Here is a 19,876-nt window from a genome sequence, read left to right as displayed (position 1 = left end):
TTCCTCCCACGTACAAGGAGCTAAATCATGGCTGGGCTCACCCTCACCAAAGGCAGTAACCTCTCACTCACCAAGACCGATCCGGGGCTGGCCCACGTTCTCGTCGGACTGGGATGGGACCCCCGTACGACAACCGGCGACGCGTTCGACCTCGATGCGTCGGCGCTCTTGCTCGGGGCCAACGGCAAGGTGCGCTCCTCGGCCGACTTCATCTTCTACAACCAGCCGGCGGCCGCCGACGGTTCGGTGCACCATAAGGGAGACAACCGGTCCGGCGTCGGAGAGGGCGACGACGAAGTAATCGCTGTTGACCTTTCAGCTGTTGCCATGGACGTTGAGCGGATTGTCTTCGTCGTCTCCATTGACCAGGCCGAGTCGCGCGGCCAGAATTTCGGCCAGGTCCGCTCCGCCTATTGCCGCGTGGTCAATAAGGACACCGAAGCTGAGGTTGTCCGCTACGACCTCAGCGAGGACGCCGCCCCGGAGACCTGCATGATCTTCTCTGAGCTCTACCGGCACAACGGCGAATGGAAGTTCAAGGCGGTCGGCCAAGGTTACGCCACCGGGCTCGCCGGAATCGCCGCCGACTTCGGCGTCCAGCTCGGCTAAAAACCTGTGACCCAAGAAAGAGAGAAGTAACCATGAGCATGCAACTCACCCCGCCGGACACGTCCGCGTCGACCCCGCTCGTCTTGAACGCCCCCGAGCCGGTGGGGGTCGTCAAGGTAGATGACGCTCCGGGGATGGTCCCGGTCCCGGCCGAGCGGCAGCAGGAGATCAACGCCCAGGCGAAGGCCTTCGTCAGCGAAGTCGCCGCGATGAGCCCGTTCAGCCCCGAGTACACAAGCAAGATCGATGGCATCAACCGCTTGGGCGGCCAGCAGCTCGTTGCCTCGGCGAACACCTCGAGCCGGCTGCTGGAACGGTCATCCACATCATTGGCGGGCGCGAAGAAGTCCGGCAGCAGCGCCCAGGTCCAGGTCGCGTCGACGCTCGGTGAACTTCGGTCCACCGTGGAAGACCTCACCCCCAACAACGCTGACTTGAGCGTGGGGCGGAAGATCCTCGGGATTATCCCCGGCGGCAACAAGCTGGCGAAGTACTTCCAGAAGTACGAAACCGCCCAGACCCAGCTCGACAAGATCATCAAGTCCCTCATGGCCGGGCAGGACGAACTCCTCAAGGACAACGCCGCCCTTGCGCAGGAAAAGACCCAGCTGTGGGAGACCATGCAGGGACTGAGCGAATACGCCGTGTTCGCGAAGGCACTGGATACTGCGACGGCAAACAGGATCGAAGAGATGAGGATGTCGGGCCAGATCGAAGACGCCGGCAAGCTCGACTCTGACGTGCTCTATCCGATCCGGCAGCGCCACCAGGACATCCTCACCCAGCTGGCGGTCTCGGTACAGGGCTATCTTGCGATCGACATGATCCGCAAGAACAACACCGAGCTGATCAAGGGCGTCGAACGGGCGCGCACCACGACGATCTCCGCGCTGCGGACGGCCGTGATCGTTGCCCAGGCCCTGGCCAACCAAAAGATGGTGCTGGACCAGATCGACGCCATCAACACCACGACCAACAACATGATCCTCAAGACCAGCGAAATGCTCAAGGATCAGACCGCACGGATCCACCAGCAGGCGGCCAGTTCGGGAGTCAGTGTTGAAACCCTGCAGCGGGCCTTCGACAACGTCTTCCAGACGATGGATGCGATCGACACCTTCCGCTCCCAGGCCAATAAGAACATGGAAGGTACCGTCAAGGCCCTTGAGACGGGGCTGGAGCGGGCTCGTCCCTACCTGGACCGGGTACGCAAGCAGGAGGGGAATTAGCGACCGCCTGCCCTGAGCAATAGGCTTACGGGCTATGGTCGCAAAATTCTTAGGCTCGCTGTTCGGCAACGGTGCTGTTCATCAATCCGTTGTCGAACAGCAGCCCATGGCGGATCCCGTCCGGGATGAGCTGTCGGCGACGGCGGCCGCGCTCGAAGAACTCCGCGGCAGGACATTGGGTGGGGGAGCGCAGCTGCCTACTTTGGTGCTCTCCCAGGTGCTGCAGCTGATTGATGTGCTTCGAGCGTTGATCGGCTATATCGGACAGTCAGGGGCGTCAACGGAGCAGCGCGTGCTTCTTGACGCTGTTATCACCGACTACCTGCCTTCGCCGCTGCGCGCCTACGCCAGGATGACGGCGGACGCACGGGCGGACGATTCGGCGAATACGGCGGCGTTGCTTGAACAGCTGGAAACCCTTTATTCCACTGTTCAAAACCTGGACAACCAGGTCCGCACCGGCGCCATTACGGAACTGGCCGTCCATGGGCAGTTCCTCAAGGACAAATTTGATATTGAAGGTCTTCATTTGGAGGGACGCTAGTGGCTTCGATGGTCGCGGGCAGCAACGCCGCCCTGACTGCAGAGAACCCCGGACTCTGTGCTGTGATGCTGGGGATCGGCTGGGACATCGTGCCGAGCCGCGGCCCGCAATCCGAGCCTGTTCCGATGGTCATCATGTGCGGACCGGACGGCCGTGCGGTCTCGGATGATCACCTCGTCTTCTTCAACCAGATCGCCAGCCCGGAGGGCAGCGTCGCGTTCGCCGGAGCGGAAGATCAAGAACAGATCGACGTCGACCTTAACAGGGTGCCGGATGCCGTCAGTAAGATCGCGATTCTCGTCTATATCGACCCGGATGTCCGCGGTCCGGGCACCTTCGGTGCGGTCAGAAACGCCTACCTGCGGGTTGCCGATGAGCGGAACCGCGAGCTGCTGCGCTTCAGCGTCCCGCAGGTGAACATGGATAAGATCAACGCCATGATCCTGGGGGAGCTGTACCGGCACGCAGGAGGCTGGAAGTTCCGCGCCATCGGCCAGGGCTACGAGACCGGCCTGGCGGCGGTTGCTGCCGATTTCAAGTTGAACCTCTGACATGCTTCGGGATTCAAGCACCGTCCGGCCGGACCTCAGCTATCTCAGCCGACGCCTAAAAGTGGCAGTACGGCCCGTGGAAGTCCGGCCCCTTGCGGCCGACGCAGCCGCCTCTTCGGGCACCGCGACCCCGAAACCGGCAACCTCGAGTTCCGGGCTCACCCTCAACACCGCTCGTGCCCGCCGCGCTCCAATGACGCAAACGCCAACGGCAAAAAGTCCAGCGTCACGCCCGAGCCCGGCACGGGACCCCGAGCAGGTGGCGGCGGGGCGTGCCTTCCCGGCGCCCGCCTTCGGCCAGCTCCGCCAATTGGGCGAGGCGGCCCCGGTGGCCCGCCTGAACGCCAGGCAATCAGCCATTGGGTCGCTCCTGGTAACAGGCGCCCGGTCGGTCGCCTGGGAAGACGCGCGCCTCACGACGGGCGCGCATCACATCGACGGGCGCATGGCGGGGACCCGTGTCAGCACCCCGGGGAACCGGCCACTGGTCGGTATCCAGGACGCATCCGGGGTGGTGTCCCTGCGCCACATACGGATGCTCCGCCGCGCGCTGTTCATTGCGGGGGAAACACCATTGACGATCGGGGTCTTCGACGGTGCCGCGGCGGCCGTCGCCCCGCGGGACGGCCGGGGGTTGCGCACCGTGCTTTATGCGTCGCGGATCGGAACGGTCGTTGAGCTGCGTGCGGAGTTCGTGCCGGCCGATGCCTCCGATGAAACCGTGTGGTCCATTTTCGGGTTCGCGATGACATTGCCTGTGGACCAACGGGTCCTCCGCCGCTAGGCGGACACCACTGCGCAGCTACCACTTTGGGGGAAAATGCAGCACTTCAGAACCTTGGCCGAGTCCGTCAAGGAGCGGCTCTTCCTCGTCCGGCCTGAGGTGCTTCACCGCGCGTCGGAGCCGCAACTTCTGGCTGTGGCGTTGGGCGCCACACTTTACACGCCAGCGAACAAGACGAACTTAGCGCAGGGCATCCGGAAGCAAGCCAGATCAGGGTGCATCAGCACCGTCATCTGCCTCGAGGACGCGGTGCCGGACGATGAAGTGCCCGCGGCGGAGGAAAACCTGCTCGCCGCACTGAGGGAGCTCAACGCCGACGACGATCCCGGCGAGCTGCCGCTGATCTTTATCCGGTGCCGCACACCCGAACAGCTGCTGGACGTCGGAGGACGGGCCGGGTCCGGCCTGAAGGCCGTCGACGGTTTTGTCCTGCCCAAGTTTGAGAACGAAACCGGGCGGGGTCGGGACTTCCTGGAGGCAATACAGCTGTTGAACGAGGCCTCCGGCCGTCCCGGAGCCCCGAATGCACACGTGCTGCGGGCCATGCCCATCATCGAGGACCCCGTCACGACTCATCTGGAGTCGCGAGTCCGTGTGCTGACCGACAACCTGGCGCTTATCAAGGAATTTCGCGAGCTGGTGCTGTGCGTCCGGATCGGCGCGACCGACATGTCCAGCGCCTTCGGGCTGCGGCGCTCCCGGGACCTGACGATCTACCACGTCAAGGTCGTGGCCAACATCATCGGCGACGTCGTGAACATCTTCGGCCGCCCGGAGGACGGCTGGGTCATTTCCGGCCCCGTGTGGGAGCACTTCGTGAACAAGGAAAGGGTTCTGCGGCCCCAGCTCCGGTCCACCCCTTTCGAAACCGCCAACGAGGGCGGGCTGCGTCAGCGGATCCTGATGGACAACCTCGACGGACTCATCCGCGAGATTGAATTGGACCAGGCCAACGGACTGCTCGGCAAGACCGTGATCCACCCTAGCCATGTACCCGTGGTGCACTCGATGTCCGTCGTGAGCCACGAAGAGTATCTCGACGCCCTCGACATTGCGGGGGATGCGCGCGGCGGCGCGAAGGCCTCGGCGTACGGCAACAAGATGAACGAGTTGAAGCCCCACCGGGCCTGGGCCGAGCGGACGCTGCTGCGGGCCCGCGCCTTCGGCGTCGCCAGACCGGGCGTAAGTTTCGTCGAGCTCCTGGAAGCGAGCATGCGATGAGTGCGGCCCCGACCCAAGCGCCCTGGAGCGGCGAGTATGTGCGGGACGCCCTGGGCGTCGATGTGGCCACGACCCCCGGGCGCGGGTTGCTGCCGGTGGAATCCTTGGTGGGGTTGGCGCTCCGGCGTAATCCTAAACGGGCCTTTCTGCTCGTGTCCCGGGTTCTCGCTAAGCACGTGCCTACCGAACCGGGGATCGCGACGGCGGCCGGCCGGCTGCTGGCGCTCCTGGTCCGGGAGGAAATCCAGACTTCCGCGGCAGAGGGCCCGGCCCGGCGCCAGGTGCCGCCCGCCGGGTCACTTGCCGCCGTCATCGACGAGGCCGCCGCGAAGCTCGGCGGCCTACTGGCTTCGGACGCTGCCGGGTATGGCGGTACCGGAACCCACAAGGGCGGGACACGGCACGCCCGGATGTCCGCCGTCGCGCAACTCCTCGAACTGCTCGAAACTCAGCGAACAGCGCTGCCCGGCGCCGCAACCATTGGCTACGCGGAAACCGCCACCGCCCTCGGGCAACTCGTCGCCGGTCATCTGGGAACCTACTACATCCACTCCACCAGGCACACAGCGGACGACGACGGGGTGGCGCCCTACGGCGCATTCGAAGAACTTCATTCCCACGCCACGTCGCATCGGCTCCTGCCCACGAGCCGTGCAGCCCTCGAGCTCGCCGAAACGGTGATCCTGGTGGATGACGAGCTCAGCACCGGAGCCACAATTATCAATACCATCCGTGAACTTCACCGGACGGCCCCGCATGGCCGGTACGTCATTGCGTCCCTGGTCGACCTGCGGTCCGCAGCCGACCGGGCCAGGCTTGACGCATTGGCCCGGGAACTCGGCACACGGATCAGCGCGGTGGCGCTGGCCCAGGGAAGCATCCAGCTGCCGGCGGCGCTGGCCGCGAACGCGACGGAACTCATTCGCGGCATCCTGCCTCCTGGCGGAGCGAAGCGCGCCGCGGGACAGGTCCAGCTGGTGGACCTGAACGACGTCGTCCCGCCCGTCCGGAGCGGGCGCTTCGGTGTTGCGGGCCGGCCGGACGCCCGGCAGGCCGGGGATATCGCAGCGGCCCTTGCAGCCACTCTTGAAGCCGGGGTGGCAGCGGGTGACCGCCTCCTGGTGCTGGCTACCGAGGAATTCATGGCCGTGCCGCTGGCGGTCGCTGTCCGGCTGCAGGAACTCCGCCCCGACGTCGACGTCCGGTACTCGACCAGCACGCGGTCACCTATAGCGGCCATGGACGAACCGGGCTATGCCATCCGTTCGGCTGTGGCTTTTGAGGGCGGTGACGATGTGGCGGGCGGATCCGGACCCAGGTTTGCGTACAACCTCACGGCCGCCGCGGGACGGTTCGATACTGTCCTCATCATGGCGGAACCCGGAACTCCGCCCGCACGGTTGACGGCCCCCGGCCGGATCGCGGGCGCCGTGGCGGCCAGCGGCGCCGCCGTCAAGCTCGTGCTGCTTCCCCGGCAGGCACCGTTCCCGGATCCCCTTGCCGGGCCGGCCTTCGGCACCTACGCCCCCGATGATGTGCAGTGGCTGCTCAAGGACCTGAGCTCCGCGCAGTTGGAGGCGCCCCAGGCCGAACGCGAAGCTGCAATCCAGTCCGGCCGCGCCAGCTACGCGGAATCATTGCCCCAGGAGTTCGAGCCCTCGACCGAGTACGGGGCACTCTTCCAGGTGGCGCTGGAGAGCTCAGCGGGCCGGATGGCGCACGCCGTCGGCACCCTCACGGAGCAGGTCCTGAAGCTGCGCAAAAATGCCCCCGTACTGGTTTCGCTGGCGCGCGCCGGCACACCGGTCGGGATCCTGATGAAACGCTGGGCCCGGGAAGTTCGCGGCCTGGACGTGCCTCACTATTCCATCAGCATCGTCCGGGGGCTGGGCCTGGACCAGGCGGCGCTTGGATACCTGGCCGCACACCACAACCCGGAGCAGATCATGTTCGTGGACGGATGGACAGGCAAAGGCGCGATCGCCCGCGAACTCACCGATGCTGTCGAGCTCTTCCGGAAGACCGACGGGGCAGCGTTCCAGCCGGACCTGGCGGTCCTGGCGGATCCTGGACACTGCGCGCGGATCTTCGGCACGAGGGAGGACTTTCTGGTTCCATCGGCCTGCCTGAACTCCACCGTCTCCGGTCTCGTTTCACGCACCGTCTTCAACGAGGAGCTAATCACCCCCGGCGATTTCCACGGCGCCAAGTTCTATTCGCATCTGAGTGGCAGCGATGTTTCCAACCACTTCCTGGCTGCCGTGACCGCGCAGTTCCCGGCAGTGCGGGATGACGTCTTGGCGGCTGCGGCCCACGCCCCTGTCGACGCGTTGCCCGAAGCCGACTGGTCAGGGTGGTCCGCGGTGGAAGACATCAGCCGGAGTTTCGGCATCAACAATGTAAACCTCGTGAAGCCGGGGGTCGGCGAGACCACCCGAGTCCTCCTGCGCCGCGTGCCATGGAAGGTCCTCGTGCGCCCCGACGCCATCCGCGACATCGCCCATGTGCTGCATCTGGCCGACCAGCGGGGCGTCGAGGTACTCCAGGTGCCGGGGCTGCCCTACAGCTGTGTCGGCCTGATCCATCCACTCCACACCCCGGGGGCGACGGGCGCGGACGGAAAGACGGTGATCGACGTATGAGCCCCGAGGCCGGCAACGCCCCGACCGCAGTGCTGCCGGTCATCGTGGCCTGCGACCTGGACCGGACGCTGATCTACTCGGCGAACTCCACGTCGCTGACGGGAAGCGACCAGCTGGCGCCCCGGATGGTGGTGTCCGAAGTCTACGATGCGGCGCCGCTGTCCTTCATGACCAGGGCAGCAGAGGACCTGCTGGCGGCGATTAGCGAACGGAGCACTTTTGTGCCCGTAACCACCCGAACTCAGGCCCAGTTCGCCCGGGTGCGCCTGCCGGGCCGGGACCAGGGGTACGCCGTGACGACCAACGGCGCGGTCCTGCTACACGACGGCGAACCTGACCGCGCCTGGTCACGCCACATCCAGCATTCCCTGCGGGGACATTGTGCTCCCTTGAGTGAGGTGCTGGGCCATCTCACAGGCAGCGCGGCAGTCCCCGGGATTCTGCGGGTGCGAACAGCCGAAGAGTCCTTCGTGTACGCGATCGTCAACCGGCACGAACTCTCCGATGGCTATTTTGAAGAACTGACAGCATGGTGCCTGGAACGTGGCTGGACCACGTCCCTGCAAGGCCGCAAGCTGTACTGCGTGCCGGTCCCGATCACCAAGGAAGCAGCCGTCGCCGAAGTCCGGCGGCGCAGCGGCGCGGGACTACTCGTTGCGGCCGGGGACTCGCGGCTGGATGCAGGACTCCTCAAGCTGGCGGACATCGCTATCCGTCCGGCGCACGGAGAACTGGACAGCGACGGCTTCTACCGGGAGAACCTGACGGTCACGACGGCGACAGGGGTGCTGGCAGGGGAGGAGATCCTGCGTTGCATCACCGGTGTCCTGGAGCAGGCGGGCGCCCGCCGGCCGTCCAGCCCTGAGCTGCCTACCCCAGCAGCGTATTGACCAGGCGTGCGGCCACCTTGGCGGTCCGGCCGTCGATGTCGAACCGGGGGTTCAGTTCGGCCACATCCACGTGCAGCAGTTTCCCGCTCGCGGCCACCTGGCGGCACACGGCGCTGATGACCGGCAGCGGGACACCGTACGCGGCCGGTGCGCTCACCCCTGGCGCTACCGAGGCCGGCAGGACGTCGAGGTCGATGGTCAGGTACAGCGCGTCCACCTGCGCCAGGAACGCCGCCACGAACGCGTACGCTGCCTCCGGCGAGCAGTCCTCGTCCAGCAGGTAGTCCACGCCGAGCCCCTCCGCGGTCCGGAACAGCGCCCGGGTGTTGTTCGGCTCGGAGATCCCGACGACGGCGTACGTGAGTTCGCGGCCTGCGGCGGCTTCCGCCCGGGCCATCTGCAGGAACGGGGTGCCGGAACTGGGTACGGGTTCGTCGCGGAGGTCGAAGTGGGCGTCCAGGTTCAGCACGCCCACCCGCAGGCCCTCACGGACAGCAGCCGAGCCGGCCACGCCCAGGTAGCTGGCGTACGCGGTTTCATGGCCGCCGCCCAGGACCACGGGAAGCTGGCCGGCGTCGAGCAACCGGGTGATGGCCAGTCCGGCGCGCGCCTGGCCGGCCTCGAGCGCGTTGCCCGCGACGGTGACGTCGCCGGCGTCGTGCACTTCCCGCTGCAGGTGGAAGGCGAGCGGCCCGAGCGCGGCGCGGATCGCGGCGGGGGCGGCTGCGGCGCCGGTGCGGCCCTTGTTGCGGCGTACGCCCTCATCGCTGCAGAAGCCGAGGATGACGGCGGGCCGCGTGCGTGCCGTGGCGGCGGCCGGGATCGCCTTCGGGGCGGAATGGGTGACGGACTGCCACCAGCGCCGGTGGTCGGCGCCCTCGCCGTCGAACCGCCCGGTCCAGGGCTGCGGCGGGACATCAACGGTGAGCGCGGGAGAAACCATGGTCCTAGCTCACCCCAGCCGGCGCCCGAAAACCAGCCGCGCCCCCGTCGGACCGTCCGGAATCCCGGAAACTTCGCATTGAACGCCGCCTAGTGGATCCCGAGGGCGGCTTCGATGGTGCCGATGCCGAAGAACAGGAGGAACGCCGCGGCCACAGCCCACATGAGCGGGTGCACGTCGCGGGCACGGCCCTGGAAGAGGCGGATCAGGACGAACGCGATGAACCCCGCACCCAGGCCGTTGGCGATGGAGTACGTGAACGGCATGAGGGTGAAGGTCAGGAAGGCCGGGATCGCGATGCCCCAGTCCTGCCAGTCGATCTTGCCGACCTGGGAGACCATCATGAAGCCGACGACGACGAGTGCCGGGGCCACGGCCTCGAACGGAACGAGGTTGATCAGCGGGGTGAAGAACATGGCGACGAGGAACAGCAGGCCGGTCACGATCGAGGCGACGCCGGTCCGTGCGCCTTCGCCGATGCCGGCGCCGGATTCGACGTAGATCTGGTTGGAGGAGACGGACGCGCCGCCGCCGATGATCGCGCCGAGGGCGTCCACCTGGAGCACGCGGTCAACGTTGGGGATGTTGCCGTCCTTGTCGATCGTCCCGGCCTCGGTGGCGAGGCCCACCATGGTGCCCATGGCGTCGAAGAAGATGCTGAGCAGGATCACGAAGGCCAGGAGTGTCGCGGCGACGAAGCCCAGGTGCTCAAACGCGCCGAACGGGTTGGCCTTGCCGATCAGGGACAGGTCCGGGGCGGCCCACTCGGTGAACTTGGGCGCCACGAGGGACCAGCCCAGCGGGTTGTGGTTCTTGCCGTCGAAGCTGGGGCCGATGTGGAGGGTGAATTCCAGGATCACGGACAGGATGGTGGAGCTCACGATCCCGATCAGGATGGCGCCCTTGACCTTGCGGATCACGAGGGCGATGGTCAGGATCAGGCCGAAGACAAACACGAGGGTGGGCCAGCCGAGGAGCTTGCCGTCGAAGCCCAGGCCGACCGGGACGGTGGTGCCGGCGACGTCCGGGATGCGGCGCACGAAGCCGGCGTTGACCAGGCCGATCAGGGCGATGAAGAGGCCGATGCCGACGACGATCGCGGTCTTGAGCCCGTCCGGAACAGCCTTGAACACTGCGGTCCGAAACCCGGTGAGGACCAGGATCAGCATCGTGACACCGGACAGGACCACGAGGCCCATCATGTCCGGCCAGCTCAGGCCCGGGTTGGTGGCGACCGTGACGGCGACGAAAGCGTTGACGCCGAGCCCGGTTGCCAAAGCGAACGGGTGCTTGGCCCAGGCCCCCATCAGGATGGTGAGGATGCCGGCCACGAGAGCAGTGACGGCTGCAACCGCCGGGAACCCGAGCGTGGCACCGGAGGAATCGGGGCCGGAGAGAATCAGCGGGTTCAGCACCACGATGTAGCTCATGGCAAAGAACGTTGCGAAGCCGCCGCGGATCTCGCGCGAAAAGTTCGACCCCCGCTCGGAAATCTTAAAATACCGATCGAGTGCAGAGCCCTGCTTAAGCATTGGTCCTCCGGGAGTCTTGGATGTTACCTGCATCCTATTAGGCGGGCGCGGGCCCACCCGGCGTTTTCGCCTAGTCTGTAAGGAAGACAACACTAGGAGCCCTCCGTCCATGCGCCTCATCCGACAGCTTCTGAACGCCCTGCTGGGCGCCGTGGTCCTCGCCGCGGCCCTGCTGGGTGCCGTCGGTCCGGCGTCGGCGCACGATGCCGCCGAGTCCACCAGCCCGGCCGCGGGTGCCACGGTGCCGGCGCCGCCGGAGAAGGTCTCGGTCACGTTCAACCACAATCCGCTGGCGATCGGTTCGCAGATCGCCGTGACTGATGCCGCGGGGGCAAACTGGGCCGACGGCCCCGTGGAGATCGTGGACAACGTCGCCTCCGAGAAGCTCAAGCCGGGCGCCCCGGGGGGTCTGTTCACCGTCGCCTGGCGGGTGGCCAGTTCGGACGGCCACCCCATCGAGGGCAGCTTCACGTTCACGGCCACGGCCGGGACAGCGGGCTCGACGGCGCCCGCCGCCGCCGTCCCGACGCTGGGCACCGCCCAGCCGGGCACCACGCCCGCGCCGGAGAAGTCCCCGGACGCTTCGCAGCCGTTTCCCTGGAGCATCGTGATCTTCGTGGGAACGGCGGTAGGCATCCTGGTCGCGCTCGGACTGATGGCGAAGCGCCGCCTCACCCCTGGTGACGACGGCCCGGACGACGGCCCGGACGGCGGCAGCTGAACAACAGAAGCAACGCGGGGTCAGATATGGCCCACCGCAAGGCTTCGGATGGGCTGTACCTGACCCCGCGTTGCGTTTTGGAACGGCAGTACTCCGGGTTGGTATGCTCCGGCTATGCGGGAGCCGCCAGGGCGAAGCCCCGCGGCAGGACGGACGGAATGCCGCCCGGGTGGACCTTGACGGATATTGCCTGGCCCACCACCTTCGCCTGCCGCAGAACTTCCTTGGGCGTGGGGGTAATGAGTTCGCCCACGCCAACGAGGTACATCCCGAGGGCGTGCATCGCGGCCATCAGGTTCTGGCCGGCGGCCACACCCAGGTCGGAGAGCATCCGGCGCAGTTGGCTGTGGGCGCAGCGGGTCAGGACGAGGTGGTCCGCCAGGAGGACGCCGCCCGGCGTGCGGACGGCCCACTGTTGTGTCGCAGCACCGTCAGCATCGGCGTCCACGTGGTCCAGTTGCAGGGCCCGGATGTTGTTGCGGACGTCCAGTTTGTGGCTTGCAGCGTAGTTCCGGAGGTGGCGCAGAATCTCGTTGCGTTCCCTGAGGGTCGCGGCATCCGCGGCGTCGCAGCGTTGGAGCGAGGAGGTGTTGGCCGGATGCCCGGCGCCCAGCAGGTCGAGGCCGTCCACAATGATGGCGGCCACTCCGCGGCGTTGCAGTTCGCTGGCGACGGCCAGGCCGGAGAGCCCCGTGCCGATCACCACGGCGGTGGTCCGCTCGATCCCGCCGTATTCAGGCATGCTCGACACTGCAGGGTCCTTCCTCGAATGGTGCTGGTTGCGGGGCGCAAGCCCCAAGCGCCGTCCGAGACGCCGTCCTGACGCTAGCCCCTCGAGGGGGCCGCGTTCTGAAAGACGAGTCTCGGTTCAGCAGTGCCTCGAAGACTACCTAACATTCCGGCCCGTGAATAGGGCCCCCCGAACATTCGGCAGTGCTCCGGTTTCTCCGGATTTCCGCGGCCGTCGGCAGCCGTAAATCCCAAAGTCCTGCGCCGCCATTTTGCCGGGTTAACTCTGGGTAAAATTTCGCTGCCGGGGGTGTCGTAGGCACCCCGTGCAGCATCTTGCTTGTTGGCGACGACCCGGGAATAGTGAGGAAAACCAGGGGTTCCCGCGCCCAGTTTTCGGGGCGCGATGCCGGTGGACGCTGGATTCCGACACTTCTGGCAGAATAGCCGCAACATCAGGCAAGAATCGCGAGGAGGCGGACCCCATGGGCCGTGAACAGGTGCATCCGGAACCGTCAGGGAATTCCGGCGAGTCGGCGGCGCCCCGGGGGATCGTGGTTGGCGTGGATGGTTCGGACCACAGCCACTGCGCCTTGGTCTGGGCCGCCCGCGAGGCTGAGCGCCGCCAGCGCCCGCTCCACATTGTGACCGCCTACTCGGTGCCGATCTTCGCGGCGTCAGGGCTCGACGGCGGTTACGCCACGGTGGACGATTCCGTAATCCGTGAAGGCGCGGAGGCCATCCTCAAGCAGGCCCTGGACAAGGTCTCCGGCTACAACATCGACGTCGACGCCTCCGTTGAGAACGGCGACGCGTCCGGCGTGCTGCTGGAAATGACCGAAACCGCGGAACTGCTCGTGTTCGGCACGCGCGGCCGGGGCGGCTTCGTCGGCCGCCTGCTCGGCTCCGTCAGCAGCGCCCTGCCGGCCCATGCAAAGTGCCCCACCGTCACCGTGCCGCTGATCTGCTCCGACCGCCTCGGCGAAACCACGCAGGACAAGCACGTCCTCGCTGAGCAGGCAAAGTCCGGCCGCCAGCCCGTCGAGAACGTCGTGGTGGTGGGCGTGGACGGTTCCGAACAGGCCCGCGTGGCAGTGCTGGAGGCGGCGGCCCAGGCCGAGCGGCTCTCCGCCCGGTTGCGGGTGGTGTGCGCCGTGCCCCAGTACAGCGGATCGCTGGCATGGGTGCCCGCACCGATGGACCGTGAAGCACTCTTCGCCGATATCAAGGTCCAGCTCGACGCCGGCGTGGCGTGGCTGAAGAGCCACTTCCCCCAGCTAACGGTGGAGACGCAGCTCGTGGACGGCTCGCCGGTGGAAATCCTCGTCGAGGCCAGCCGGCACGTGGAACTCGTGGTGGTCGGCACGCGCGGCCGCGGCGGGTTTGCCGGAATGCTGCTGGGATCCACGTCCGACGGCGTCCTGCACCATGCCAAGGGCCCCGTCATGGTGGTCCCTGACCGCGAGGACCCGCGGCTGGCGGACCGGCCAAGCTTCGGACCCATGCTCGGCGTCTCCTAGCCCTCACTTGCCGAAGTCCCGCTTTCTTCGACGCTGAAGGGAAGAACGGCGCATGGAGCAGCCCGGCAAACCGGAAACGCCCCCGGACGCTTTGGTGCTGGCGCTGGAGCACACGGGCAAGGCCATGCTGGCCCAGGCCGGAGGCAAGGCGGCCAACCTGGGCGAACTGATGCGGGCCGGGCTGCCGGTTCCGGCCGGGTTCTGCCTGACCACGCAGGCCTACGTGCGCGCCACGGCGCCCGCGGGACTTGGCGGCATCCACAGCGCCCTTGCCGCCACCGCCCCGGATGATCTGCCCGCACTGGCCGCGCTGGCTGCGAAGGCCCGCGCCGCGGTCATGTCCGCCGATGTGCCGGACGACATTGCGGCTGCCGTGCGCGCGGCCTACGCCGCGCTGGGGGACGACGCCGCCGTCGCCGTGAGGTCCTCCGCCACGGCAGAGGACCTGCCGTTCGCCAGTTTCGCCGGCCAGCAGGACACGTTCCTGAATGTGGTCGGTGCGGATGCCGTGCTGGCCGCCGTCAGTCAGTGCTGGGCGTCGCTGTGGACGGACCGGGCCGTGACATACCGCGCCGCTCAAGGAATCAGCCCGGCCGCCGTTGCGCTCGCCGTGGTGGTTCAACGCATGGTGGAGGCATCCGTCGCGGGCGTGATGTTCACGGCGAACCCGGTCACCGGGCGGCGGCACGAGGCCGTCGTCGATGCCAGCCCCGGCCTGGGCGAGGCAGTCGTTTCCGGGGCCGTCAACCCGGACCACTTCGTGGTGGACGGCGCCACCGGGAGGATCCTGGAGCGACGGATCGGGGACAAGGGCGTTGTCATCCGCTCCCTGCCCGGAGGCGGAACGGAGCGGGTCGCGCAACCCGGCGCAGGGGCAGCCGCCAGCCTGGACGATGCACAGCTCGCGGCGCTGGAACGCCTGGGCCGCCGCGCCGAGGTGCACTTCGGCTCCCCGCAGGATCTTGAATGGGCCATCAGTGCGGACGGTTTCGTATGGCTGACGCAGTCCAGGCCGATCACCACGCTCTACCCGTTGCCGGACCGGCCGCCGGCAGGGGAGGGGCTGCGCGTGTATTTGTGCTTCAGCCTGGCCCAGGGCCTGACCCGGCCCCTGACGCCGATGGGGCTCGCCGGCATCCGGCTCATTGCCTCCTCCGTGGCCAAGGCGGCGCACTTTGAGGTGCCGGCGCCGCGCGAGGGCCCGTCTCCCTATACCCAGGCCGGGCAACGTATTTTTTTCGACCTCACGCCAGTCGTCCGCAGCACCGTCGGCCGCGCGATCGTCCCCAAGGTCTTCGATGTCATGGAGGCCAGATCGGCCACCGTCCTGCGCCGGCTTTTCACCGATGCCAGGTTCTCCGTCACCGCCACGTCAGCATGGCCGCTCCTGCGGCACGTCGCCCCGGTAGCCGCCCACGCCAGGGTGCCGGAGTCCCTGCTCCGCGGCCTGATCCGCCCGGAGGCCGCGCTCCGCCGGGCTGACCGCGTTGGCGAGCGGCTCAGGAGCTCGCTCGCGGTCCCGGCCGGATCCACGCCCGCCGAGCGGCTGGACCATGCCGAGCGCATCCTGGGCCGGGAGGTCTTCCAGGTGGTTCCCAACATCCTGCCGCTGCCGGCGCTGGGGTTTGCGTTGCTGGCCGTGGCCGGGAAGCTGCTGGGAGGCAGGGCGTCCGCGGCGGAACTGCAGACGGTGCTGAGGGGACTGCCCAATAATGTGACGACCGAAATGGACCTCGAACTCTGGGCACTTGCCGCCTCCATCCGAACCCACCCCGACTCGGCGGCGGTGTTCGCCGACGCGAGTCTGCCCGAGCTCGCGCGCCGCTACCGGGCCCGCGGGCTTCCCGCCGTCGTGCAGTCCGGACTTTCGGCTTTTCTTAGCCGCTACGGCCACCGTGCGGTGGCGGAAATTGACCTCGGAATGCCGCGCTGGTCCGATGAACCGACCCATATCCTGGGGGTCCTGGCCAACTATCTGCGGCTGGATGACCCGGCCCAAGCCCCGGACCGTCAGTTCAGCAAGGCGGCGCGCGAGGCGGAGGCCCAGGTGGAGCGTTTCGTAGCCACCGCCCGGGAACGCAGCCGCCTGCGCGCGGGCCTGGTCCGGGCGGCACTGAGACGGACGCGGATGTTCGCGGGCCTGCGGGAACTGCCCAAGTATTACCTCGTGGAGGCGCTGGGCGCGGTCCGGGGACAACTCACGGCGGTGGGGGAGGAGCTGGCCGCGGCCGGGCGCATTGACGCTGCGGATGATGTCTTCTTCCTGGACCTGGCCGAAGTCCGCCACGGGCTGGACGGCGCACCGTTGCAGGCGGTCGTGGAGCAACGCCGCGACGCCTACGCGGCCGAACTGGGCCGGCGGCACATCCCCCGCGTGCTGCTCTCGGACGGCACGGAGCCAGAGGCGCTTCAGAACGCCGCGGCCGGTGCTGATGCCGGAGCAGCCGGGATCCTGTCCGGCACACCGGCTTCCGCGGGCACGGTCACTGCCCGGGCCCGCGTGATCCTGGACCCGCAAGGCGCGCACCTGGAACCCGGCGAGATCCTGGTAGCACCCTCCACGGACCCGGGCTGGACGCCGCTGTTCCTGACGGCCGGCGGCCTGGTCATGGAAATGGGCGGGCCGAATTCCCACGGCGCCGTCGTCGCACGCGAATACGGGATCCCGGCAGTGGTCGGCGTACCGGACGCCACGACTCGGATTTCCACCGGGCACAGCATCACGGTCGACGGCGCAGCCGGCACCGTAGCGCCAGACGCGTCATCGCCCGCTGCGCCCCGTTCTCCCGGAGCTGCCGGCTGAAGCCAGCGCGGGCGCGGCAGAGATGTGGATTTGATCGCACCTTGGCGGCGTTCCGTGATCGCTTGTCGAGCGCTCGAGCGAAGTGGGGTCGTGAGGTTCGCGCCCGAGATCCATGTAGAGGTCATCGCGTCGAACCCTGGCGGCCAAAAGGACCGCCTGATGCCGCGTCGAAACGCGTGCGTAGCCGACCAGTTTCGTCCTGGGCTGCTCAGATGTGTCACGGCTCGCAACGCTTGTCCGTGAATTGATTGACAAACCCCTCCTCCATCAAAAATACTTAGGCCTGTGCCTAAGTATTACGAACAGCTCGACTCCGTGCTCCGCGCTCTCGCGGATCCCACACGCCGAGCCGTCGTGGAGCGATTGGCGAAGTCCCCGGCGGTCGTGTCCGAACTCGCCGCGCCGTTCGAGATGGCGTTGCCGTCGCTTATGCAGCACTTGCGCGTCCTCGAGAACGCGGGAGTGGTCAGGTCGGAGAAACACGGACGCGTCCGCACCATTAGCCTGCGCCCAGGTGCCCTCGACGTTCTGCACCTGTGGCTCGGCGAGCAGCGGACACCCGCAGAACACCAGGCGGACCGGCTTGGCATCCACCTCACCCTCACCAATTCGAAGGGAACCTGATATGACCCGCGTTCGCATGGACCTGTTCACCTCGTTGGACGGATATACGCCAGCCGACCCGACGCCCAACAATCCGATGGGCACGGATTGGGGGCGCCTCACGGAGACATACGGCGCGACCCGAACGTTCCGGGAGAAGGTATTCGGCGAGACCAGCGGCGCTGGAACGACCGGCATCGATGACCGATACGCCGTCGCGTCCTTCGAGGGCGTCGGTTCCGAGATCATGGGAGCGGGCATGTTCGGGCTCCACGCCTTTCCAGGCGACCCGGACTGGAAAGGCTGGTGGGGTGACAAGCCGCCATTCGGGACCCCGGTCTACGTCCTCACGCACACCGCACCTCGTCCGTCGATCCCGATGGAGGGCGGGACTACGTTCCACTTCCGCAGCACCGCAATTGAGGACGTGCTCGCGGAGGCGGCCGAGGCCGCCGGTGGCCTGGACGTACGCGTGGGCGGCGGGTACGGCACCGCCCGCGCCTTCCTGCGCGCCGGCCTCGTGGACGACTTGCACCTCACAGTGGCGCCGATCTTCCTCGGCGGGGGCAACCGGCTGTGGGATGACCTGCGCGCCTTCGAGCTGACCCACCAAGTAACGACCGAAGTGGCCGAAAGCGGCACGATCCACGTCACCCTGGCGCGATAGGAACGTGCTCATGACGATCAAACGACGACTCGCCCGCTCTGGTTTTACCCTGACCCGCGACTACCCGGCATCTGTCGAGCGCGTCTGGAGCGCGTTTGCTGACGAGAAGCAGAAGCTGGGCTGGTGGGGCGGCGGCAACAGCTTGGAGGCCCGCGATTGGGCCTTCGACTTCCGCGTCGGCGGACGGGACGTCGCGGAGGGCAAATTTCACAACGGTCCAGTCTCTCGGTACGAGGCCACATACACTGACATCGTCGAGCACAACCGCATCGTCACGACGTATGACATGTGGCTCGACGGGATCCACGCGTCGACGTCGGTGGCGTCCTTGGAGTTCGACCCGATCGATGAGGGCACCCGATTCACCCACGTCGAGCAGGGTGTCTTCTTCGACCAGTTCCGGGCTGACAGCGACGTCCGTGAGAAGGGCACCCGGGGCCTGCTCCAGGCCCTGGGCAACTACCTCGCGTTGGGCACCTAGCGCACCCGTCAGCGACTGCTCACGCGCCGGAAACTGGATCAGTCTCCGCCAAGAAGCCGCCGCAGACGTCCGGGAAAATCACCCACCCCAGTGGCAACCAAACCCTGGGCAAACCTCTGGAGAAACTATGTTTGAAACAGTCGTGCGAGACGGGGTCGTCCTGAAGCCTCTTGAGATATGGCACGCCGGCGAGTTTGCCGAGCATATGAGCAGGGCAAGAGACCATATCCGGCCGTGGGTCGGACCGACCTTTGTCACCGACACCGTCGACGGTGCCCGCGCTACCCTTCAGCGCTACGCCACAGCCACCGCGAATGATGGAGCGCGCATCTATGGCCTCTGGGACGAAGGCAAGATCGTTGGAGGCGTGATGTTTGTTGCGTTTGACCCCGTCTGGGGCATTTGCGAGGTCGGCTGCTGGCTCGAACCCGATGCTGTCGGAGGCGGCCTCATCACCCGGTCAGTCGAACTCCTCATGGAGTGGGCCTTCGTAGAGCGGGGAATGTCTCGCGTTGAATGGCGGTGCCGCACCGACAACGACCGCAGTGTTGCTGTCGCGCAGCGACTGCGTCTGCATTCGGACGGCGTTCTTCGCAGTAGCTGGGTCTACGACGGGAATCGTTACGACAAGGAGGTATTTTCAATACTTCGTGCCGAATGGATGAGCACACGACCGTTTATCGCTCAATGACAGACGCCGCCCCGACGTATGCATTCGCGACTACGTGATCGTCCGGCCCGACGCCGACGAGCTGTTGTTGGATCCCGTCCCAGGCTGAAGCCTGCGGGCCACGTGGTTAACTGGCAACGAGACGTGTTCAAGTGAGACGAGTAGTCGCAGCCAAGGCGCGTTGCCGAGCACGTCAGCCATGAGCGTCACCGTGGGGTGGGCCATTCTACCCGGAGGGAGTATCCGCATGACCGATACAGCAGCCGCACAGCACATCCCCGGTGTGGGCACCGTGTACCTCACGGTGAGCGATCAGGACCGTGCGCTCGCGTTCTACCGCGACAAGCTCGGCTTCGAGGTGCGCACGGACAACGACGTCGGCGGGGGCTTCCGCTGGATCGAGGTGGCTCCGGTCGGCGCGTATACAGTGATCGCCCTCGTGCCGCCGATGAGCGACGAGGACCCGCAACCTGGTGGCAGGGCACCGTTTGGCTTCGACACGCCCAACCTTGAAGCAGCCATGGCCGAGTTCAGCTCGCGCGGCGTCGAGTTCGAGGACGTGAGGGGCGGCGAGAGCGGTCCGATGCCGCCGATGGCGTACTTCCGGGACCCCGACGGCAATTGCATCGCCTTGGTCGAGGAGTCCGCGCGTTGACTGCCGCCGGCACCCTTGCCTTGGCGCGTACACGGTAACCGCTACACGTCCAACCCGCGTATTCCCGGGGGTGCAGGAAGTC

Annotated in this window: 19 protein-coding genes; 16 read left to right on the top strand and 3 right to left on the bottom strand. The window is 67.0% G+C overall.

From position 1 onward, the window contains the following. Positions 1 to 27 precede the first annotated feature (27 nt). The 8 genes from AC1DES_RS13780 to AC1DES_RS13745 all read left to right on the top strand — a co-directional run bounded on the left by AC1DES_RS13780 (position 28) and on the right by AC1DES_RS13745 (position 8,470). Positions 28 to 609, top strand: coding sequence for a TerD family protein (locus AC1DES_RS13780; protein ID WP_476896267.1), 582 nt, complete (start codon positions 28 to 30; stop codon positions 607 to 609). Between the two features lie 32 nt (positions 610 to 641). Then, complete coding sequence (locus AC1DES_RS13775) at positions 642 to 1,838, top strand: toxic anion resistance protein (protein WP_476896266.1); 1,197 nt, start codon at positions 642 to 644, stop codon at positions 1,836 to 1,838. A 34-nt stretch (positions 1,839 to 1,872) separates the two neighbouring features. After that, positions 1,873 to 2,382 carry a hypothetical protein gene (locus AC1DES_RS13770; protein ID WP_476896265.1) on the top strand — a complete coding sequence of 170 codons (510 nt, stop codon included), beginning with the start codon at positions 1,873 to 1,875 and terminating at the stop codon, positions 2,380 to 2,382. 8 nt (positions 2,383 to 2,390) lie between these two features. Then, positions 2,391 to 2,933, top strand: a complete 543-nt coding sequence (locus AC1DES_RS13765; RefSeq protein WP_476896324.1) for a TerD family protein — start codon at positions 2,391 to 2,393, stop codon at positions 2,931 to 2,933. 328 nt (positions 2,934 to 3,261) lie between these two features. Further along, complete coding sequence (locus AC1DES_RS13760) at positions 3,262 to 3,717, top strand: hypothetical protein (protein WP_476896264.1); 456 nt, start codon at positions 3,262 to 3,264, stop codon at positions 3,715 to 3,717. A 36-nt stretch (positions 3,718 to 3,753) separates the two neighbouring features. Further along, positions 3,754 to 4,938 (top strand): HpcH/HpaI aldolase/citrate lyase family protein, encoded by a 1,185-nt coding sequence (locus tag AC1DES_RS13755; RefSeq protein WP_476896263.1) that lies wholly within the window; start codon positions 3,754 to 3,756, stop codon positions 4,936 to 4,938. Next, the gene (locus AC1DES_RS13750) at positions 4,935 to 7,580 is read left to right on the top strand and encodes a phosphoribosyltransferase domain-containing protein (RefSeq protein ID WP_476896262.1); all 2,646 of its coding nucleotides are present in this window, start codon (positions 4,935 to 4,937) and stop codon (positions 7,578 to 7,580) included. Before AC1DES_RS13755 ends, AC1DES_RS13750 begins: the two co-directional genes overlap by 4 nt. Further along, on the top strand, positions 7,577 to 8,470 hold the full coding sequence (locus AC1DES_RS13745; RefSeq protein WP_476896261.1) for an HAD family hydrolase: 894 nt from the start codon (positions 7,577 to 7,579) through the stop codon (positions 8,468 to 8,470). Before AC1DES_RS13750 ends, AC1DES_RS13745 begins: the two co-directional genes overlap by 4 nt. On the opposite strand, the gene hutG is transcribed toward AC1DES_RS13745, so the two are convergent. Both hutG and AC1DES_RS13735 read right to left on the bottom strand, forming a co-directional pair. After that, positions 8,451 to 9,413: a formimidoylglutamase gene (gene hutG / locus AC1DES_RS13740; protein ID WP_476896260.1), complete on the bottom strand. Its 963-nt coding sequence runs from the start codon at positions 9,411 to 9,413 to the stop codon at positions 8,451 to 8,453. The two genes, AC1DES_RS13745 and hutG, sit on opposite strands and share 20 nt — an antisense overlap. An 89-nt stretch (positions 9,414 to 9,502) precedes the next feature. Next, a complete protein-coding gene (locus AC1DES_RS13735) occupies positions 9,503 to 10,945 on the bottom strand; it encodes an NCS2 family permease (protein ID WP_476896259.1) in 1,443 nt (480 codons plus the stop codon). Between the two features lie 109 nt (positions 10,946 to 11,054). Here AC1DES_RS13735 and AC1DES_RS13730 point away from each other — a divergent pair, with 109 nt between their 5' ends. Continuing rightward, the gene (locus AC1DES_RS13730; protein WP_476896258.1) at positions 11,055 to 11,666 is read left to right on the top strand and encodes a copper resistance CopC family protein; all 612 of its coding nucleotides are present in this window, start codon (positions 11,055 to 11,057) and stop codon (positions 11,664 to 11,666) included. Between the two features lie 112 nt (positions 11,667 to 11,778). Here AC1DES_RS13730 and AC1DES_RS13725 read toward each other — a convergent pair whose 3' ends face one another. After that, entirely contained in the window at positions 11,779 to 12,408 is a 630-nt protein-coding gene (locus AC1DES_RS13725) for an FAD-binding protein (protein ID WP_476896323.1), read from the bottom strand. Between the two features lie 472 nt (positions 12,409 to 12,880). On the opposite strand from AC1DES_RS13725, the gene AC1DES_RS13720 reads away from it, so the two are divergent. The 7 genes from AC1DES_RS13720 (at position 12,881) to AC1DES_RS13690 (ending at position 19,794) form a co-directional block, all read left to right on the top strand. Further along, positions 12,881 to 13,915 carry a universal stress protein gene (locus AC1DES_RS13720; protein ID WP_476896257.1) on the top strand — a complete coding sequence of 345 codons (1,035 nt, stop codon included), beginning with the start codon at positions 12,881 to 12,883 and terminating at the stop codon, positions 13,913 to 13,915. A gap of 52 nt (positions 13,916 to 13,967) precedes the next feature. Next, positions 13,968 to 16,718: a PEP/pyruvate-binding domain-containing protein gene (locus tag AC1DES_RS13715; protein ID WP_476896256.1), complete on the top strand. Its 2,751-nt coding sequence runs from the start codon at positions 13,968 to 13,970 to the stop codon at positions 16,716 to 16,718. Between the two features lie 285 nt (positions 16,719 to 17,003). Beyond that, complete coding sequence (locus AC1DES_RS13710; protein ID WP_476896255.1) at positions 17,004 to 17,342, top strand: ArsR/SmtB family transcription factor; 339 nt, start codon at positions 17,004 to 17,006, stop codon at positions 17,340 to 17,342. Between the two features lies 1 nt (position 17,343). After that, positions 17,344 to 17,988, top strand: coding sequence for a dihydrofolate reductase family protein (locus AC1DES_RS13705; protein ID WP_476896254.1), 645 nt, complete (start codon positions 17,344 to 17,346; stop codon positions 17,986 to 17,988). A gap of 10 nt (positions 17,989 to 17,998) precedes the next feature. After that, positions 17,999 to 18,469 (top strand): SRPBCC domain-containing protein, encoded by a 471-nt coding sequence (locus tag AC1DES_RS13700; protein WP_476896253.1) that lies wholly within the window; start codon positions 17,999 to 18,001, stop codon positions 18,467 to 18,469. Between the two features lie 127 nt (positions 18,470 to 18,596). Beyond that, positions 18,597 to 19,160 carry a GNAT family N-acetyltransferase gene (locus AC1DES_RS13695; protein ID WP_476896252.1) on the top strand — a complete coding sequence of 188 codons (564 nt, stop codon included), beginning with the start codon at positions 18,597 to 18,599 and terminating at the stop codon, positions 19,158 to 19,160. Positions 19,161 to 19,386: 226 nt separating this feature from the next. Continuing rightward, positions 19,387 to 19,794 carry a VOC family protein gene (locus AC1DES_RS13690; protein WP_476896251.1) on the top strand — a complete coding sequence of 136 codons (408 nt, stop codon included), beginning with the start codon at positions 19,387 to 19,389 and terminating at the stop codon, positions 19,792 to 19,794. Positions 19,795 to 19,876 lie beyond the last annotated feature (82 nt).

Source organism: Arthrobacter sp. 05T442 (assembly GCF_056395945.1).
The sequence above is the reverse complement of the archived record's forward strand: the minus strand, read 5'-3'. Positions and strand labels throughout refer to the sequence as shown.

What these genes read in the sequence shown, in the direction of transcription:
- AC1DES_RS13745 (WP_476896261.1), top strand. Translation starts at nt 7,577, where the DNA reads ATGAGCCCCGAGGCCGGCAACGCCCCGACCGCAGTGCTGCCGGTCATC.
- AC1DES_RS13715 (WP_476896256.1), top strand. Translation starts at nt 13,968, where the DNA reads ATGGAGCAGCCCGGCAAACCGGAAACGCCCCCGGACGCTTTGGTGCTG.
- AC1DES_RS13750 (WP_476896262.1), top strand. Translation starts at nt 4,935, where the DNA reads ATGAGTGCGGCCCCGACCCAAGCGCCCTGGAGCGGCGAGTATGTGCGG.
- AC1DES_RS13770 (WP_476896265.1), top strand. Translation starts at nt 1,873, where the DNA reads ATGGTCGCAAAATTCTTAGGCTCGCTGTTCGGCAACGGTGCTGTTCAT.
- AC1DES_RS13695 (WP_476896252.1), top strand. Translation starts at nt 18,597, where the DNA reads ATGTTTGAAACAGTCGTGCGAGACGGGGTCGTCCTGAAGCCTCTTGAG.
- AC1DES_RS13700 (WP_476896253.1), top strand. Translation starts at nt 17,999, where the DNA reads ATGACGATCAAACGACGACTCGCCCGCTCTGGTTTTACCCTGACCCGC.
- AC1DES_RS13720 (WP_476896257.1), top strand. Translation starts at nt 12,881, where the DNA reads ATGGGCCGTGAACAGGTGCATCCGGAACCGTCAGGGAATTCCGGCGAG.
- AC1DES_RS13755 (WP_476896263.1), top strand. Translation starts at nt 3,754, where the DNA reads ATGCAGCACTTCAGAACCTTGGCCGAGTCCGTCAAGGAGCGGCTCTTC.
- AC1DES_RS13775 (WP_476896266.1), top strand. Translation starts at nt 642, where the DNA reads ATGAGCATGCAACTCACCCCGCCGGACACGTCCGCGTCGACCCCGCTC.
- AC1DES_RS13735 (WP_476896259.1), bottom strand. Translation starts at nt 10,945, where the DNA reads ATGCTTAAGCAGGGCTCTGCACTCGATCGGTATTTTAAGATTTCCGAG.
- AC1DES_RS13690 (WP_476896251.1), top strand. Translation starts at nt 19,387, where the DNA reads ATGACCGATACAGCAGCCGCACAGCACATCCCCGGTGTGGGCACCGTG.
- AC1DES_RS13725 (WP_476896323.1), bottom strand. Translation starts at nt 12,408, where the DNA reads ATGCCTGAATACGGCGGGATCGAGCGGACCACCGCCGTGGTGATCGGC.
- AC1DES_RS13765 (WP_476896324.1), top strand. Translation starts at nt 2,391, where the DNA reads ATGGTCGCGGGCAGCAACGCCGCCCTGACTGCAGAGAACCCCGGACTC.
- AC1DES_RS13705 (WP_476896254.1), top strand. Translation starts at nt 17,344, where the DNA reads ATGACCCGCGTTCGCATGGACCTGTTCACCTCGTTGGACGGATATACG.
- AC1DES_RS13730 (WP_476896258.1), top strand. Translation starts at nt 11,055, where the DNA reads ATGCGCCTCATCCGACAGCTTCTGAACGCCCTGCTGGGCGCCGTGGTC.
- AC1DES_RS13780 (WP_476896267.1), top strand. Translation starts at nt 28, where the DNA reads ATGGCTGGGCTCACCCTCACCAAAGGCAGTAACCTCTCACTCACCAAG.
- hutG (WP_476896260.1), bottom strand. Translation starts at nt 9,413, where the DNA reads ATGGTTTCTCCCGCGCTCACCGTTGATGTCCCGCCGCAGCCCTGGACC.